Source organism: Pollutimonas subterranea (assembly GCF_002849655.1).
GTDB lineage: Bacteria > Pseudomonadota > Gammaproteobacteria > Burkholderiales > Burkholderiaceae_B > Pollutimonas > Pollutimonas subterranea.
Genome location: NZ_PDNW01000010.1, coordinates 23,389 through 40,542 on the forward strand (window position 1 = coordinate 23,389; position 17,154 = coordinate 40,542).

At 58.1% G+C, this 17,154-nt stretch carries 11 protein-coding genes and 1 tRNA gene; 7 read left to right on the forward strand and 5 right to left on the reverse strand.

Annotation, left to right across the window (positions count from 1 at the left end):
- Positions 1-427: 427 nt before the first annotated feature.
- From CR159_RS12540 to CR159_RS12550, 3 genes are all read right to left on the reverse strand, one after another.
- Positions 428-844 carry a hypothetical protein gene (locus CR159_RS12540; RefSeq protein ID WP_102074302.1) on the reverse strand — a complete coding sequence of 139 codons (417 nt, stop codon included), beginning with the start codon at positions 842-844 and terminating at the stop codon, positions 428-430.
- 270 nt (positions 845-1,114) lie between these two features.
- Positions 1,115-1,582, reverse strand: coding sequence for an alpha/beta hydrolase (locus CR159_RS12545; RefSeq protein WP_143705461.1), 468 nt, complete (start codon positions 1,580-1,582; stop codon positions 1,115-1,117).
- Positions 1,583-1,694: 112 nt separating this feature from the next.
- Positions 1,695-1,773: transfer RNA gene (locus CR159_RS12550), tRNA-Ile, on the reverse strand.
- Between the two features lie 178 nt (positions 1,774-1,951).
- Here CR159_RS12550 and CR159_RS12555 point away from each other — a divergent pair.
- The 5 genes from CR159_RS12555 (at position 1,952) to CR159_RS12575 (ending at position 12,828) form a co-directional block, all read left to right on the forward strand.
- Positions 1,952-7,861, forward strand: a complete 5,910-nt coding sequence (locus CR159_RS12555; protein WP_233208298.1) for an alpha-2-macroglobulin family protein — start codon at positions 1,952-1,954, stop codon at positions 7,859-7,861.
- 5 nt (positions 7,862-7,866) lie between these two features.
- The gene (pbpC, locus tag CR159_RS12560) at positions 7,867-10,059 is read left to right on the forward strand and encodes a penicillin-binding protein 1C (protein ID WP_233208299.1); all 2,193 of its coding nucleotides are present in this window, start codon (positions 7,867-7,869) and stop codon (positions 10,057-10,059) included.
- A gap of 114 nt (positions 10,060-10,173) precedes the next feature.
- Positions 10,174-10,800, forward strand: coding sequence for a SecDF P1 head subdomain-containing protein (locus CR159_RS12565; protein WP_233208300.1), 627 nt, complete (start codon positions 10,174-10,176; stop codon positions 10,798-10,800).
- 107 nt (positions 10,801-10,907) lie between these two features.
- Positions 10,908-11,411: an MFS transporter gene (locus CR159_RS12570; RefSeq protein ID WP_102074305.1), complete on the forward strand. Its 504-nt coding sequence runs from the start codon at positions 10,908-10,910 to the stop codon at positions 11,409-11,411.
- A 124-nt stretch (positions 11,412-11,535) separates the two neighbouring features.
- Positions 11,536-12,828: an aspartate carbamoyltransferase gene (locus CR159_RS12575; protein ID WP_102074306.1), complete on the forward strand. Its 1,293-nt coding sequence runs from the start codon at positions 11,536-11,538 to the stop codon at positions 12,826-12,828.
- A gap of 67 nt (positions 12,829-12,895) precedes the next feature.
- On the opposite strand, the gene CR159_RS12580 is transcribed toward CR159_RS12575, so the two are convergent.
- On the reverse strand, positions 12,896-13,792 hold the full coding sequence (locus CR159_RS12580) for a recombination-associated protein RdgC (protein ID WP_102074307.1): 897 nt from the start codon (positions 13,790-13,792) through the stop codon (positions 12,896-12,898).
- Between the two features lie 685 nt (positions 13,793-14,477).
- Here CR159_RS12580 and recA point away from each other — a divergent pair.
- The gene (gene recA, locus CR159_RS12585) at positions 14,478-15,557 is read left to right on the forward strand and encodes a recombinase RecA (protein WP_102074308.1); all 1,080 of its coding nucleotides are present in this window, start codon (positions 14,478-14,480) and stop codon (positions 15,555-15,557) included.
- Between the two features lie 15 nt (positions 15,558-15,572).
- The gene (gene recX, locus CR159_RS12590) at positions 15,573-16,079 is read left to right on the forward strand and encodes a recombination regulator RecX (protein ID WP_102074309.1); all 507 of its coding nucleotides are present in this window, start codon (positions 15,573-15,575) and stop codon (positions 16,077-16,079) included.
- Positions 16,080-16,131: 52 nt separating this feature from the next.
- On the opposite strand, the gene CR159_RS12595 is transcribed toward recX, so the two are convergent.
- Positions 16,132-17,052, reverse strand: coding sequence for a LysR family transcriptional regulator (locus tag CR159_RS12595; RefSeq protein WP_102074310.1), 921 nt, complete (start codon positions 17,050-17,052; stop codon positions 16,132-16,134).
- Between the last annotated feature and the right edge of the window lie 102 nt (positions 17,053-17,154).

Sequence of the window (17,154 nt, forward strand, 5' to 3'; positions counted from 1 at the left end):
GGTGTTGAGATGACGTTCACCTCGTGCAAAGCCACGGTTTCCGCTTGCGCCGCTGCATTTTAACTGAAGGTGATTGCCTAGGGGTCGTGTCTGTGTCGTAACTACTGTTCTGAGGTTGGTAGGCTGCAACTCGACTCGTTCATCCGATAGCGCTTCGCTCCTGAATATTAAAGCCTATGTCTGATCCGTTGTTCCGGGTGCGCCGTTGCCATACGGCTCCGCAGGTCTGGCAGCTATAGTGCCTCTGCAACTGGCCCATATAGCTTTTAGGCGCCACAACCTTCGTCAACCTCATTGAAGAATGTGGCTGTTTAGGTAACTCAGCGTCGAGGAGTTGCTCGCATGGCATGCAAAGCCGGAGGCGAGATACAGGTTTCATAGGCTCACGATATGCCCGTAAATACCAGAGGGCCATCCCGTGTTCAGACTAGGCAGCGTTGCCGTCACTGCTTTTTAATACCACGCGACTCAAGTGCATTAAGTCCTTTATGGGTGGCATAATATTGGTTTCGGGGATCAGTCGCAATCGTGCGCGGACAACCGGGAAGTAAGTCGTTCCCGTCGATGCAATGTGGAACATCGATACAGACACCGACGGCGCATACAGGCGGGCCAGCAGCTCAGTATCGACCCGCGTGAGCTCGCCGGTAACGACCAAGATTGTTAAGCATGACCATGCGAGCTGCTGACTGTTTGGGAAGTTGATCGTCCGGCTTTCAATTGCGTGAAGAAATCTATCGACGTTGTTCTCGGCCACAATGAACTGCTCGGCGATAGTGTCATTGTTGCGCGCTGAAAGCTCCTTTTTCGCGCGGTCGAGCATGTCCTTTATGGCCTCATTCACCCGCCGCCTCGTCTGCTTGCGATGTCATTATCTTTGCGGATCGAAAATAGCGAGAAAATGGGAAAATCATACGTCGCGTCTCGATACCTTGGTGGTTCAGAAAACAGACAGGCTGCGGCTTCCGATGGCAGGTGTAGAGTCTCGCGCAAATCTACATCCGACCCGAACGGGTGTGATACATTCGGCAACGATACCCGTCCATTTCCTACAAACCCATAGCCTGTTTAGACTAAGTCGCTAAGACTGAGAAGCTGTACGATGCGAAGGCAATTAGTACCGTGGGCGCCACCTTGACGCGGCCCTTGGCTCTTCCACCATAACTTGGTCTTCGCTGAATCTGACGCCGTTGCCGATTTGGTAGCGGCTATCCTTTACCGGATAACCTGTGATTACACCACTGTAATAATCCACTCGCGATGCAGGCAGGGCGGTGACCCGTACCGATATCAATCCCTCAGTAGAGTGCGCAACCAGATGAGCCGTGTCGCCTATGGCGATGGATGTTGCTCCTGGCGGCCGATGCGTATCGCGGTGACCAACCGTAATGCGGAACTCCATGGGACCGTGAATCACATAGGCGCATCGGATTGCTGCGTCGGTTTTATGTAGCTTGTCGGCAATGGCGGCAGCCGAGGCGGTCGCCTCTATGCCGTCAAAAATTACATCGTGCGCGGCAACGCGGTCGGGAGTGTCCAGGCCGAGGATGTCGGCCAGCGTATCGAATTGCTGTTCTGTCATGGATTTGTCGGCTCGCTCGAGTCCGCCCATTGGCAGCGACTATCCCAATAGCCGATGCCACTTTCCAAAAGAAAAAACGGGCTTCCAATTCCTTGGAAACCCGCATGAATACTGGTGCCCCCCCGGTGAGTCGAACACCGCACCAACGGATTATGAGTCCGCTGCTCTAACCAAGCATGAGCTAGAGGGGCGTATCGGTCAAACGTTCTGTTTTTTATTTCAGACTGTCAATCGATAAGCCCGCAATTATTGCACAAACGGCAGTTGCTTGCCTAGTGGGCCATGTCCTTGTACGCCGGCTGTTCCGCTTAGGCTGACTTGGAGGTTCAACGGTGGTATCGTGGCCGAAAAATTGGGCGGAGAGGCTTAGTGAAGCGGATTAAAGCGGCAGTGTTGGCATGGGCCTTGTGCGTGACGCCGGCGTGGGCGGCGAAGATCAGCCAGTTCACGCCGCAAGGCACGGTAGCCAAGATCGAGAGCGTGAAGATTGCTTTTGATGCTGACGTTTCCGCTTTTGGGGACGCCCAGGCGCCGGCTCCGGTTGATGTGGTGTGCAATGACCCCGAAGTTCAAGGACAGGGCCGTTGGCTGGATGCCCGGCGGTGGGCCTACGTATTCGACTCGACGCTGGCCCCGGGAGTCAGTTGCACGGTGGCGGTCCGGCCGGAATTCCGTACCTTGACGAATGAGTCGGTGGCCGGGAAAACCAGTTACCGTTTCCAGACGGGCGGGCCCGCCATTGTAGAGACGCAACCTTATGGCAACACTATTGCGGAAGATCAGGTGTTTGTCTTGCGCTTTAATGGCGACGTCGACGCCGACTCTCTGCTGGCCCATGCGCGCTGCCTTGTCGATGGTCTGGGCGAGGCGGTGCGGACACGCTTGGTAGATGGCGATGCGCGTACCTCGATATTGGACGTCGTTTACTCTGGACGCGAAGCGTCCATGGACACGGCAGCGGTGCAGTTGTTGCAATGCAAGCGCCGTTTGCCCGCCGAAGCGCGGGTCCGGCTCAGTATAGGGGCCGGTGTTGCCACTATCGCGGGGAATCGCCCCGTGATGGCAAGTTCCGCGGCGAAGGTATTCGGCTATAAGGTTCGGCCGGCGTTCAAGGCTACATTCACTTGCCAGCGCGAGAATTCCAGCATGCCTTGCACGCCGGTGTCGGCGTTGAGTGTGAGTTTTTCGGCGCCGATTGCACGCGCCGATGCCGGCAAGATGCGCTTGAAGAGTGCAACGCAAGAGTGGCTGCCGGCCATTTCCGACAATGATTCCTACCAGGGTGGCTTGTCGCACGTAAGCTTCGATGGACCTTTTCCGGAACTTGCTTCGCTGACCTTGTATGTCCCGGATGGCCTGAAGGATGATGCCGGGCGGGCGTTGCTCAATGCCGATCAGTTTCCCCTGGCGATACGGACGGCGGCATTTCCGCCGCTGGTCAAGTTTTCCGCAGCGCCGTTTGGCATCGTGGAGCGTTTTACCAATGCGCCGGGCACCCAAGGTGATGTGTCGGGCGCCAGTGTGCCGCTGACTTTACGCAACGTCGAATCGTCCCTTGGCACCAAGGATCTGGCGGTCTCCGCCGGCAAGGTCAGCGACTATACGCCCAAGGACGATTTGGAAGTCCTGCGCTGGTATGCCCGGGTGCGCCGGCTGGATGAGGGCCGCTGGACGGCCAGTCAGCTGGTCGATATCATGGCCGACCGCCCCCCGCGCTCGGAGGACCGGCCACGCGTGGATACTCGCGGTTTTTCTGCGCTGAAAAATCAGCGCGATGCGAGGAAACTGGTGTTGCCGGGAGTCAATGCCGGGAACCCGCGTCCTTTTGAAGTGATAGGAATACCGATAGACCCGCCGGGCTTCCATGTGCTGGAGGTGGAATCGGCAAGGTTGGGGCAGTCATTGCTGGAGTCCGAAGGTCCGATGTATGTGCGCACGGCTGCCCTCATCACCAACCTGGGGGTCCATGTCAAAACGGGCCGCGACGATATGCTGGCCTGGGTTACGACGCTGGATGATGGGCAAGTCGTGCCCGAGGCGGCCATTACCGTGCTGGACTGTTCCGGTAAGGTGCTGGCGCAAGGCATGACCGACGCAAACGGCATCTGGCATCATCGGCAAGCGTTGGATGCACCGCGCTATTGCGACGATACGGGCTTGGGCGGCACCTATGTATCGGCAAGGATCGCGGCGGATCACCCCATGGCACATGGCGCAGCGGACTTTTCCTTTGTCTTTTCGGACTGGAATGAAGGGATAGAATCCTGGCGCTTCAATGTTCCGACCGATACCAGCCCCAAGCCTACTGTTGTCACGCATACTGTTTTCGATCGTACCTTGTTGCGTGCCGGCGAAACAGTATCCATGAAGCACTTTATCCGGACGCAGACGCGCGACGGCTTGGCGTTACCCACCGCAAGCCTGCCGGATAAGCTGATCGTCGAGCATGAAGGTACGGGACGGCAATACACTCAGACATTGTCGTGGCAGCAGACAGCTTCGGGCGGTCTTTTCGCCACAAGCACTTTAGCTATTCCGAAAACGGCGGAACTGGGCGTTTATGCGGCACGGCTGACAGACCCTGACAGCAGTTGGTATGGCAGCAGCCGGTTTCGTGTCGAGGAATTCAAGCTTCCCCTACTGACAGGACAACTGAAAATCAGCAATGGTGCAGCGTCGGACATAGTGATTGCCCCAAAGACGCTTTCCGCCGATGTGCAGCTTTCGTATGTGTCCGGTGGCCCCGCAGGCAAATTGCCGCTGCATATCTCAGGTGTCCTCAAGGATAGGGTGGTCGATTTCCCCAATTACGACGACTATTCCTTCAGTGCGCCCGAAGAAATGGATGAGGACCACGCAAACGAACAGTCGGCAGCGGAGCAATCGCTGTTTCTGGATAAGCAGGCCATGGTGCTGGATGCGCACGGTGGCGGCAGGCTGGAGATTGCGTCGTTGCCGTCGGTGACTCAAGCGCAGACCATGGTGCTCGAAGCGACTTTTGCAGACCCGAATGGCGAGATCCAGACGTTGGCGCAGTCGGTCCCGGTCTGGCCGGCGGCAGTGCAGGCCGGCATACGCGCCGGCAATTGGGTACAGGCGGGTAAGCCGACTCAGGTTAGCAGCGTGGCGCTCACGCCATCCGGCAAGCCGCAAGCGGATATAGCGATGACGGTCAGGGCCGTGGCGCGGAACACGTATTCCACCCGCAAGCGGATGGTGGGCGGCTTTTATAGCTATGACAATCGCGTGGAAGTCCGGCAACTGGGCACGGTGTGCGAAGGAAAAACGAACGCCCAGGGGCGGCTGGACTGCGCAATACAGTTGAACGAGGGTGGTTCCATTCAATTGATTGCCACGGTAAAGGACGCGACAGGCCTTGAGTCGCGTGCCGCAACCACTATTTGGGTAACCGGTGCCGATGACTTATGGTTTGGTGGCGATAACGATGACCGTATCGATATCATTCCGGCCAGGAAAAGTTGGGCGCCTGGTGAGACGGCGCAGTTCCAGGTCCGCATGCCGTTTCGGCATGCCACGGCACTGGTGGCGGTGGAACGTGAAGGCGTGTTGCAAACACAGGTCGTCAGGCTGGAAGGCAATGATCCGACCATAAGAATTCCTGTCGAGGCGGAATGGGGTCCTAATGTCTACGTATCGGTGCTTGCCCTGCGCGGACGCTTGCACGATGTGCCATGGCAGTCGTTTTTCACCTGGGGCTGGCAGCAACCCGGATCCTGGTACAAGGCCTTCATGCGAGCCGGTGAGCCCGCGCCCACACCCACGGCCTTTATCGATCTGGCCAAGCCTTCGTTTCGTTTCGGCTTGACGGAGATACGCGTGTCCGACAGCCGGGACCAAGTGCAGGTAAAGGTAAGCGCCGACAAGCAACGCTACCAGCTTCGCGAAAAGGCCAAGGTCGCGATTGAGGTGACCCTTCCAGATGGCAAGCCTGCCGCCCATGGCACTGTTGCATTTGCGGCGGTGGACCAGGCCTTGCTGGAGCTCGCATCCAATGACAGCTGGGATCTGCTGTCGGCAATGCGCCAGTTCCGCAGCTATGGGGTGGAAACGGCGACAGCGCAGTCTGAAATCGTGGGCCGCCGACATTATGGGCGCAAGGCATTACCGGCAGGTGGCGGTGGGGGCGCCAGCCCCACACGCGAGTTGCTCGATACCCTGTTGTTGTGGCAGTCCGATGTTCAGCTTGACGCTCAGGGCCGGGCGCAGGTCACGGTTCCGCTTAATGATTCGATTACGCGGTTCAAGCTTGTTGCTATTGCCGACTATGGGGCCGAGCGTTTCGGCACGGGCAGTACCAGTATCGCCAGCAGCCAGGATCTGCAGATAATTTCCGGCTTGCCAGCCGTGATCCGCGAGGGTGACAACTACCAGGCGATGGCGACAGTACGCAACTCTACGCAACGCTCAATGCGCCTGGACGTCTCGGCCGCTTATGCCGGTACGGGTGTGCCGGCGGAAAGGCTTGCATCGCAAGCGATTGAACTGGCGCCGGGCGCTGCGTCTACCGTGACTTGGAATGTCCAGGCGCCGGAATCCAATGCCTTGAATCAGCAGGGTGTTCTGGACTGGAGGTTCGAAGCACGCGAGCAATCCGGCGGCGCGGCCGATGCGCTGGCATTCAGGCAGGCATTGATCCCTGTCGTTCCCGTCAAGACGCGGCAGGCAACGCTATTGCGGCTGGTGTCAGAGCAGCCCGCCGTCAGTTTGCCCGTGTCGGTGCCGAAGGGCGCGCAGACGGATCGCAACGGAATGCCCCGAGGTGGCTTGCAGGTGCAGGTCCAGTCCAGCCTGGCGGGTCCATTGCCCGGAGTCCAGGAATGGTTTGCGGATTATCCGTATACCTGCCTGGAGCAGCAGAGTTCAAGAGCAATCGGGATGAACGACGTCTCGGCGTGGCGTGACATCATGCATCGCTTGCCGGACTATCTGGACGACGATGGCCTTGTGGCGTATTTTCCTGGCGGGCACGCCGGCAACGAAGTGCTCACTGCGTATCTGTTGGTGGCCGCCCACGAGGCGCAGAGCCTGGGCCTACCGTACGCCTTGCCTGAAGCGAGCCGCCAAGCCATGGCACGTGGTCTTCTGGCATTCGTGCAAGGCAAGCTGGTCCGACGCCGTTGGGCGCCGCGCAATGATCTGGATGTGCGCAAGCTGGCCGCGTTGGAGGCGTTGTCTCGCTACGGGCTGGCCAAGCCACGCATGCTGGACAGCATTGCCATCGACCCAAATGGCTGGCCCACCTCGGCGCTGATCGACTGGATGGCGATATTGCAACGTGTCCCGGGTATTGCGCAGCAATCAGCCAGGCTGGATCAAGTTGGGGATATCATCCGGGCGCGCCTTTCGGTCCGTGGAACAACGTCCGTCTTTGCCGAAGATGAGCAGAGCAATTGGTGGTGGCTGATGGTCAGCGCCGAAACCAATCTAGCCAAGCTGATCCTGACCGGTGCCGGGCAACCCGCTTGGGACGCGGAGATGCCGCAACTGGCGCGAGGCTTGTTGAGCCTGCAGGCCAAAGGCGCATGGCAAACGACGACGGCCAACCTGCTGGGCACGCTCGCGCTTCAAAAGTTCGCCAGGCATTACGAGCGTACACCGGTCGAGGGACACGTGCAGGTAAGCCTGGCTTCCGGCGGCGAAGTGCAGACATTCCAGTGGGCTGGGAGCACGCCGGCGTCGAAGGTGCAGGCGCACGAATTCTGGCAACCGTGGCCTTCTACGAAGGCCGATACACTCATCCTCACACAACAAGGACAAGGCACTCCCTGGGCAACAATCCGTTCGCAGGCTGCGGTGCCAGCGACTCAAGCCGTGATGTCGGGCTATGACGTTGCCCGTCGCATCAAGCCGGTATCACAAGCGATACCCGGCATTTGGTCGCGGGGCGATGTGTATCGCGTGACGCTGGATATCAAGGCCAGGGCCCCCACGACTTGGGCAGTTCTGACGGATCCGTTGCCAGCGGGGGCCACGATACTGGGCAGCGGTCTTGGACGCGATTCCACCATTGCCACGCAAGCTGAAGCAGACACGGGCTGGCGTGGACCCAGTTTTGTAGAGCGCAGTTTTGAGTCGTATCGGGCCTACTACGAATACTTGCCGGCCGGTGCCACTTCCATCGAGTACACCGTGCGCTTGAACACGGTCGGACAATTCCAGTTGCCGCCGACGCGGATAGAGGCTATGTATCAGCCCGACGTATTCGGTGAGTTGCCTAATCGGAAGCCGGTCGTTGTACGGCCCGCAGAGATGGACTGATGCCTATGTCCGTGCGCAGGCTTTGTTGCCGCAGCAGCGTCCTGCTTCGCGCCGGCGAGCGGGGCAGATGGTTGCTCTTCCTTTTATTGATGTGCTGGGCAGTTGCATCGGTGGCCGCTCCCTTGCCCGCCTATCAGAAGGTGAAAGACCGCTATCAGGCCTCGGATGTCCTGGTGCTGGATCGAACTGAGCAGTTGCTGGAGCGGGTGCGCACGGACTTCCAAGGCAGGCGGGGTGACTGGATTTCGCTCGGCGATATCTCCGTGGCCTTGCAACGGGCCGTCATTCAATCCGAGGATCAGCGTTTCTATACGCACGAAGGTGTGGACTGGAGGGCGATTGTGGCGGCAGGGTGGGGCAATGTGTTTCACCAGCAACACCGGGGCGCATCGACACTCACCATGCAACTGCTGGGTTTCATAGACCACGAGTATCGTCGCGGCCCCAATGGCCGCGGTATTGGCCAGAAAATCGATCAGGCCCGGCAGGCGTTGGTGATGGAGGAAAGTTGGACCAAGCCGCAGATATTGGAGGCGTATTTGAACCTGGCGGCATTCCGCGGTGAGCTGATCGGCGTGGATGCGTTGGCGCGCGTATTGTTCCAGAAGCATCCCAGTGGCTTGAATGGCCGCGAGGCGGCGATCGCCGCCGTGCTGCTGCGCGGTCCCAATGCCTCACTGCCGGTATTGCGGCAAAGGAGCTGCGCCTTGCTTGCCGATATGGGCATGGCCGACGAGTGCCAGGGCCTGGACGACTTTCTCTATCAGGTGTTGAAGCGGCGCTCAGCGCCACGGGTCGATACCCCAAGCCTGGCTCCGCACTTTGCGCGCCTGGCCGTCGGGCAGCTTGAAGCCGCGCCGGTGCCGGGACAGGCATTGCCGACATCGCTTGACGCGTCCTTGCAGCGCTTCGCCTTGCAACGCGTAGGCAGCAGGCTCAAGGCGCTGGGCATGGAAAATGTGCGTGATGCCGCCGTGGTCGTCATGGATAACGAGACAGGGCAGGTGCTGGCCTATGTAGGTTCGTCGGGCGAACGCTCGACGGCGGCGCAGGTGGACCATGCGCGCGCCTTGCGCCAGGCGGGTTCGGCGCTGAAGCCATTCCTGTATGCGCAGGCTTTGGAAGAAGAGCGCCTGACCGCGGTGTCTTTGCTTGACGACAGACCTTTGAATCTTCCGACCGGAAATGGGCTGTATATCCCGCAGAATTACGATAAGCGCTTTTCGGGATGGGTAAGTGTGCGCACCGCGCTGGCGTCTTCGCTGAATATTCCGGCCGTACGGGTCTTGCTCATGGTGACACCGGACGGGTTTGCCCGCCGCCTCGTCCAACTGGGCCTGCCACTGGATCAAAGCGGTGATTTTTACGGCTATAGCCTGGCTTTGGGTAGCGCGGACGTAACGTTGCTGTCCTTGACCAACGCCTACCGTGTGCTCGCGAACAGCGGCAGGTATTCAGTACCGCAGTATTTCGCGGACCGCCGCGCGACGCCCAAGTGGCAACAAATCATGTCGCCTGCGGCGGCATGGATAGTGGGCAATATATTGTCCGATCGGCAAGCTCGCGCCCGTACCTTCGGTCTTGACAGTCCTTTGTCGACGCTTTTCTGGACAGCGGTAAAGACGGGGACCAGCAAGGATATGCGGGACAACTGGTGCGTGGGCTGGTCGCAGCGCTACACCGTGGGCGTGTGGGTTGGCAATAGTGGTGGAGGCAGCATGCAGGACGTATCCGGAGTTTCTGGTGCCGGACCGATATGGCATGACATCATGAGCCATCTTCATCGCTCGGAACAAAGTGCCCAGCCGCCCATGCCATCGGGCGTTGCGTCGGCGATGGTGGATTTCCAGGACGATATGGAACCAAGCAGGCAAGATTTTTTCATCGGCGATTCGGCAATGAGGCATGTCGCGCTCGCCGAACACAGCGATGTCCAGGAACACAGCCGGCCGCGCATCCTTTCACCGGTATCCGGCACCATACTGGCCTTGGATCCGGATATACCGATAGACAAGCAACGGGTTTTGCTCAAGGCGGGCAAGACGGATCGTCCGGATGGTCTCACGTGGCGACTTGGCAGCGAAGTGCTGGGCTACGGAAGAGAAGTAGCGTGGACGCCACGACCGGGACGCCACCGTATCCAATTGCTTGATGAAGATGGCACGGTTCTGGACGAGGTAAGGCTGGAGTCCCGATAAGTCCTCGCGGGTGGCGGCGATACCGCTACTCACATATTGATGGGCATTGACTTAATTTTGCTGCACCAGCTGTTAAACTTTCGCTCTATCGAATAATCTGTTGGGGGAAGTTTCATGAACACTGTTCGTACGCTCGGCCGCTTTATTGCACCCGCCAGTCTGGTATTCCTGGCTGCCTGCCAATCCGTACCCACCGACAAGTCAGTGGAGACCGCCGCTCAGACCCCAGGCGTCACCACGCCGCAGCCTGAAACCACGACACAAGCGCAGCAACAGGGTGCTCCGGTTGCTGTATTTCTGGCCGATACCACGCAGCAAACCGGATGGACTCCCGTGAACCTGCAATCGGGAGCGCTTTACGTGAATCCCCAGCCTGTGATCACGCGTGCCGATCTGACCGGCATCCAAGCCGGTACGAACAAGCAAGGCGAGGGCCTGCTGGCGCTGGAGCTGAACGAAGCAGGGAAAAAGAAAGTCGCGGACATTACGACGCAGAATCCTAACAAGCGCCTCGCATTGGTAGTGGGCCGCACGATGATGGCCGCTCCCGGATACTCCACTCCTGTCACATCGGGGAAACTTGTATTCGCGGTTGGCACCGAAGATAATGCGACGGCAGCAGCCCGCGCGATTGCAGGTCAACCTGACAATGGCGCCGGAAGCAGCACTAGCGGAGCAGGCAGTACCGGCGGTTCATCGATGCCAGCCGGCGGTACTCCGGGCAGCACCGGTACGCAATAACCGTCGGCCGTGCGCTCAATGTTTTGGCGTGCAGCTCTTGCTTGAATACACGGCACCCATGGCGGTGCCGTTTTTTTCTATGTTGCGGCCCGTTCCGGTGGTAATCAATGACCAGCATTCCGAATAACCCATCGCCTACCGTTTCCGCCCTGAAATCCTCGCTTGCACTCGGCTTCAAGTTTCTGGCGTGGATAAACGGCATGGGCGTGGTGGTAATCCTTGCCTTCGGCCTGGACATCATCCAGGTCGATCTCGCACCGCAGTGGCTGCGCCTGCCTATGGCTGCTTTTCTGGCTGGCATGGTCTTGTCGGCGCTGGGGCTGCTATGGACTTATCCCGCTTTGGCAAGCTTGCTTAATCAGCTGGTGTCGGGGCGTGCGCGTCGAACGCACTGGTTACCCTTGTCATGCACGATGATCGCCTATGCGTTAAGCCTGTTCGCCTTTGTTTGCGGATGCTGGATCACCCTCGGGCTTGGCCATTTGGCATACCAGAACGCCGAACAGACCTCGTCCATGCAGGACGGCTACGGTGAATCGTTTGATCAGTCCGCCGAAGAACAAGAGCTTCTCCATGACGTAGGGCAAAGGGCTGTCCGGTTTGTCCCGTGACTACGACCCCCACACTTGCGTACATAACTGTTGTATTTTGGCGCGAAGGGCCAATAAATACTCGTCAACATAATAGCGTCTAAATAAAATATACGCTTTGCGTATATAAATCCAGGATACTGTCATGACTGTTTCGCAGCAGGTATTTCTTCGCGACGCGATGCGCCGCTTGAACCTCACCCGCGACGTCTTCGCCGCACGCATCGGTGTCAAGCGCAGGGCGCTTGATACGTGGCTGCTGCCGGAAGGGTCGCAAGAATTCCGAACCATGCCCGAAGTCGTGTCCCGCTTCGTGACCGAGATTGTCCAGAACGAAGGCTTGCTGCAAAAGTATGCGCAAAGCGCACAGTCAGGACCCCTGCGCGATCGCATCGCTTATCACGGCAAACACCAGCTGTTGTCCGTGGATCAGTTCACCCGCGAGTCTGTCGAAGATTTGTTCCGCATTGCCGACCAGATGCAGCCGATTGCGCGGCGTCAAAAAGTGTCTCGTGTGCTGGAAGGCGCGGTCCTGGGCAACTTGTTCTTTGAAGCCAGTACTCGTACCAGGGTGAGTTTCGGCGCCGCGTTCTGCCGGCTGGGCGGGTCGGTGTGCGACACGACCGGATTCACTTTTTCTTCCATGGCCAAGGGTGAATCCATATACGACACGAGCCGCGTCATGAGCGGCTACGTCGATGCCATGGTCATACGCCATCCGGAAAAGGGTTCGGTGGCCGAATTCGCACAGGCGACCAATATTCCAGTGGTCAATGGCGGCGATGGGCCGGGTGAGCATCCCAGCCAGGCTTTGCTGGATTTGTACACGATTCTGACTGAGTTTTCGCGCTTGGGAAAATTACTGGATGGCGCGCATATAGCACTGGTCGGAGATCTGAAATATGGTCGTACCGTGCACTCGCTGATCAAGCTCCTGGCGCTGTATCGTGGGCTGAAATTTACGCTTATTGCCCCGCACGGCCTCGAGATGCCCGAGTACATTCTGGAAGAAACGGGCAAGCACGGGCACACCATCATTCAAAGCAGTTCTTTGGAAGAGGGGCTGGTGGGCGCTGACGTCATTTACGCAACCCGGGTGCAGAAAGAACGCTTTGCGGCGGAAGAGCTCGAGGGATACACGCCTGACTTCCAGGTGAACAAGGCCATCATTGACAAGTGCTGCGGCCCTGATGTCATCGTCATGCATCCGTTGCCCCGGGATAGCCGCGAAGGTGCCCATGACCTCAGCGTGGACTTGAACCACGATACGCGACTGGCCATTTTCAGGCAGACCGACAATGGCATACCGGTTCGCATGGCCATTTTCGCGGTGCTTTTGGGTGTCGAGGGATTGGTGCAGCATTCGCTGCGCGACGTCACCTGGAGCCCACCATCGCATATCGGACCCGACGATAGCATCCTGCACGATATGGATTAAGTCGTAGTGGGAACGGTATCCAGGCCTGGCAACAGCAGCCTGGATACTTTTTCGGCCTGTATTACGCCTATTTTCGTTCGCCGCCCAGCGCTTCGACCAGTTCGGCGATCAGGCGCGATAGTTCGCCGGTCATCAAGGTGAAGTCGGAATCGAACTGTTCGGCATCGTTGTGAGCCGAACCATCCTGGCCTTCCTTCAAGACATCCAGGGGATTGACTCGCTTGATATCCAGGCCTTCGGTCATCGTGAATGACACCCGGTCGGCCCAGGTCAAGGCCAGGCGCGAGCACTGCTTGCCAGCCTGGACATGCTTGCGTACATCGTCGATTTCGATGCTTTGGCGCACATAGCGAATGGCAGACCCATTTTCATTGGTGGACTTGAGCTCGGTGTCCTGATCGATGCTGAATCCGGACGGTGGTTCATCGGTAATCAGCCAGTTCGTCATTGCCGCGGCAGGTGACTGTTCCACAAAAAGCGGAGCGATCGGGAATGATTCGATGGCTTTGGCCAGCATGCCAAGCACCTCGTCGCTTTTTGCCGCAGCCGCCGCATCGATAACCAGCCAATGATTGCGGGTATCCATCCAGACACGCGTATCACGGTAGATGCTGAACGCCTTAGGAAGCAGTTCGACCGTTACTTGCTCCTTGATGTCTTTCATCTGCTTGCGGCCGGGCTTGAATCCCTGTTGCTCTTCGATATCCTGAGCCTTGGCCTTTGCCACCTGGTTGATGACGGTGGATGGCAGCAGCTTCTTGTCGGCGCGCAGGCTGAGCAAAAATTGTCCGTTCACTTCATGCACGAGCCCACTGTTCTCGCAAGGCGGTACCCATCCCAAACTTTGCATTTCCTGGCTACCGCCAGGTTTGAAGGCCTGTTTCTCAATGGCCGCTTCCAGCGAATCCGCGGTGCACGACCATGAGGGAGCCAGACGAAATATCCTGAGATTCTTGAACCACATGTTTTGATGTCTTCTTGAGTTGTTGGCGCCTTGAGTACGCCCGTACTGCAAGCGTTGGCCAGAGATAAAGATCGACGATTGTAAGCCCAATTGCAGGACAGGTCCGGCGTAGGCGCGCAAAGTTATCGCGTCGCCACAGCGAAAGGAGGACAAAAAAATGGCCCGAAGTGCCGGAGCATCGAGCCATGAGGGGCACACGCCATTGCACTATTAAAACTCGCGGGGCGTGCAATGGCGGTGAGGAAGGGTGTGGTGCAGCACTATCAAACCGGGGGATCAGACGCCTGATAGCAAGCCGCCACGTTCCATCCATAAATGACATTCTAATTGTCCAGCCTGACGTTGCGCTGAAATGGCAGGCAAGGCCACGCAGCCTCTCCCGGCGTGCTCCGCCGGGACCGTGTCGGCGCTACATCCGACGCCGGAGCCGGGTGAACGGGAAAGTCCATGGGCAAGAGTACTGGCGTCGCCGGCGATTAAAATGGGCATGTCCGGCGGCGGTCCTGCGGACTGACGGGCTTGGCCTACGCTGGCACGGGCCGTTGCCCACTGGCGGCATGGAATTGCACTAGGGCAAACTGGATATCTGTTTATTTATACAGTACAATTTGATGCAATAATTCCTATCGCTTCAATTGCCGCGTTACTGCGCTTTTAATCATTCGCTTCAAGTCAAGGATCCTACATGGACGACAAAAACAGCAAAGCCGCGACCGAGCGCGCCAAAGCACTCTCTGCCGCCTTATCCCAAATCGAAAAGCAATTCGGCAAGGGTTCGGTAATGCGCTACGGCGACGACAAGGTAGAACACGATATCCTGGTTTGCTCCACGGGCTCCCTTGGCCTGGATATCGCTTTAGGCGTCGGCGGCTTGCCACGCGGCCGCGTCATCGAAGTCTACGGTCCGGAATCCTCGGGTAAAACGACCCTTACACTGCAAGTTATCGCCGAAATGCAAAAAATTGGCGGCACGTGCGCGTTTATCGATGCCGAGCACGCTCTTGACGTCCAATACGCCTCCAAGCTGGGCGTAAACCTAAACGATCTGCTCATTTCCCAGCCCGATACCGGTGAACAGGCTCTTGAAATTACCGATGCGCTCGTGCGTTCGGGCTCGGTCGATCTCATCGTCATCGACTCGGTCGCCGCACTGGTGCCCAAGGCCGAAATCGAAGGCGATATGGGCGACTCCCTGCCTGGTTTGCAGGCCCGTCTCATGAGCCAGGCCTTGCGCAAGTTGACTGCCAACATCAAGCGCGCAAATTGCATGGTTATCTTTATTAATCAGATCCGCATGAAAATCGGTGTCATGTTCGGTAATCCTGAAACGACTACCGGCGGTAATGCGCTCAAATTTTACGCGTCGGTTCGACTCGATATCCGACGCATCGGCGCCATCAAGAAAGGCGACGAGGTCGTTGGCAATGAAACCCGTGTCAAAGTGGTCAAGAACAAGGTCGCACCGCCATTCAAGCAGGCCGAATTCGACATCATGTACGGCGCAGGTATTTCTCGTGAAGGTGAAATCATCGATCTTGGCGTGCAGGCTGGTATTGTCGACAAGGCCGGCGCCTGGTTCAGCTATAGCGGAACACGTATAGGGCAGGGCAAGGATAACGTCCGGGAATACCTGAAAGAGCACCCCGATATGGCGTTCGAGATCGAGAACCGGGTACGTGAGCAGTCCGGCGTCGTTGCGCAGGCGGCCTCCACCATCAGTAAAAACGTGCCGCCGCTTGCTCCCGAAGAAGATCCCATCGACTAATCGTCAAGACCGGTCATGCGCTCCGACGACGACTTCGAAACTTTGTCCCCAGGGGATCCCGAAGGCGGCAAGCCCAAGAAAAAGGGGCCAAGCCTGAAGGCGCGTGCCATTGCCATGCTTTCAAGGCGCGAGAATTCACGCCTTGAATTGCAGCGCAAACTCGCTCCACATGCAGACAGCGCCGAAGAACTCGATGGCTTGTTGAACGACCTGGAACGCGAAAACTGGCTATCGAATCAGCGTTTTGCGCAAAACCTGGTACATAGGCGGGCACATACCAAAGGCGCCAGCCTTATCGTCCAGGAACTTCGCCAGCATGGCCTGGCCGATGAAACCATCTCAGAACTTCAACAGCAATTACGCCACACCGAAGTCGACCGCGCCCGTACAGTCTGGGAAAAAAAATTCGGGCACGCTCCCGAAGATGCCAAGGCATACGCCAGGCAGTTCCGCTTTCTTGCGTCGCGCGGCTTTTCTCCGGAATGCCTGCGTCGAATCCTGGGCGACCTGCCCGACCAGTAAAGTCATATCGTCACCCAGCCCGCGGCCCAACTAGGGTCCGCCCTGCATAAAGTCAGCGCACGGCTTTTATTCCGGTCAATGTCTTGAAGCACGTCTCGCGCGCCTGGGCCAGGAAGGCCTGAAGATAGTCGGCCTGCATATCCTCGCTGCGCAGTGCCGCATACAAGGTTCGCCAGACCCCTTTTTCCCCCAGATGGCATACGTGTAGCCATGGTTGTGACGCGTATTCGGTGAGAGCCCAGTTGGGAAGGGCAGCCACGCCTCGCTGACTGGCTACCAGCTGGACGATGACCGGGGTAAGTTCGGCCTTGCGGATCGCGGCCGGCTCCACGCCGGCAGGATCAAGAAACACAGTAAACACGTCAAGGCGCTGACGTTCCACAGGATAGGTGATCAGGACCTGCTCCGCGAGTTGTTCCGCTTCTATGTGTTTATGGTGCGACAAGGGATTGCCCGTTGCGACCGCCAATACCAATTCATAACGAAATAGCGGTACGTACTCGACGGCCTCGCTTTCCTGCGGATCGGAAGTAATGACGACATCCAGGTCTCCGCGCAGCAACGCCGGCAGCGGAGCAAACGAAAACGCCGCGGACAGGTCCAGCGCGACATCAGGCCAGTCTTGCCGGAAGGCATCAAGGGCGGGCATGAGCCATTGAAAACACGAGTGGCAATCGATGGCCAGGTGGAGCCGGCCTGTACGCCCGGCAGCCAGGCGTTGAAGTTCGCGCTCGGTAGCCTTCACACGGGGCAGTACTTCATCGGCCAAGGCAAGGATACGCAGTGCCGCGGTAGTGAGTCGGGCCGGGCGGGTGCGTCGGTTCAGCAGCGGGGTTTTCAGCCGTACCTCCAGGTCGCGAAGTTGGTGCGAAAGGGCGGATTGGGTGACATGAAGACGATCGGCCGCTTCCTGCAAGCTACCCGCGTCCCGGATGGCACTGAGTGTTTCCATGTGGCGGATTTCAAGGAGCATGGCTGTATGCCTTAGCGAGAGTTTTACTCATGTTATGCATGGTGTATTTGATTTTGATTCATTCCATTGTAAAGGCACAATGGACGAGCTGATTAATTATTC

Excerpts from the sequence above, each read along its gene's own strand:
- pbpC (WP_233208299.1), top strand. The coding sequence starts at position 7,867 with ATGTCCGTGCGCAGGCTTTGTTGCCGCAGCAGCGTCCTGCTTCGCGCC.
- recA (WP_102074308.1), top strand. The coding sequence starts at position 14,478 with ATGGACGACAAAAACAGCAAAGCCGCGACCGAGCGCGCCAAAGCACTC.
- CR159_RS12570 (WP_102074305.1), top strand. The coding sequence starts at position 10,908 with ATGACCAGCATTCCGAATAACCCATCGCCTACCGTTTCCGCCCTGAAA.
- CR159_RS12575 (WP_102074306.1), top strand. The coding sequence starts at position 11,536 with ATGACTGTTTCGCAGCAGGTATTTCTTCGCGACGCGATGCGCCGCTTG.
- CR159_RS12595 (WP_102074310.1), bottom strand. The coding sequence starts at position 17,052 with ATGCTCCTTGAAATCCGCCACATGGAAACACTCAGTGCCATCCGGGAC.
- recX (WP_102074309.1), top strand. The coding sequence starts at position 15,573 with ATGCGCTCCGACGACGACTTCGAAACTTTGTCCCCAGGGGATCCCGAA.
- CR159_RS12580 (WP_102074307.1), bottom strand. The coding sequence starts at position 13,792 with ATGTGGTTCAAGAATCTCAGGATATTTCGTCTGGCTCCCTCATGGTCG.
- CR159_RS12565 (WP_233208300.1), top strand. The coding sequence starts at position 10,174 with ATGAACACTGTTCGTACGCTCGGCCGCTTTATTGCACCCGCCAGTCTG.
- CR159_RS12545 (WP_143705461.1), bottom strand. The coding sequence starts at position 1,582 with ATGACAGAACAGCAATTCGATACGCTGGCCGACATCCTCGGCCTGGAC.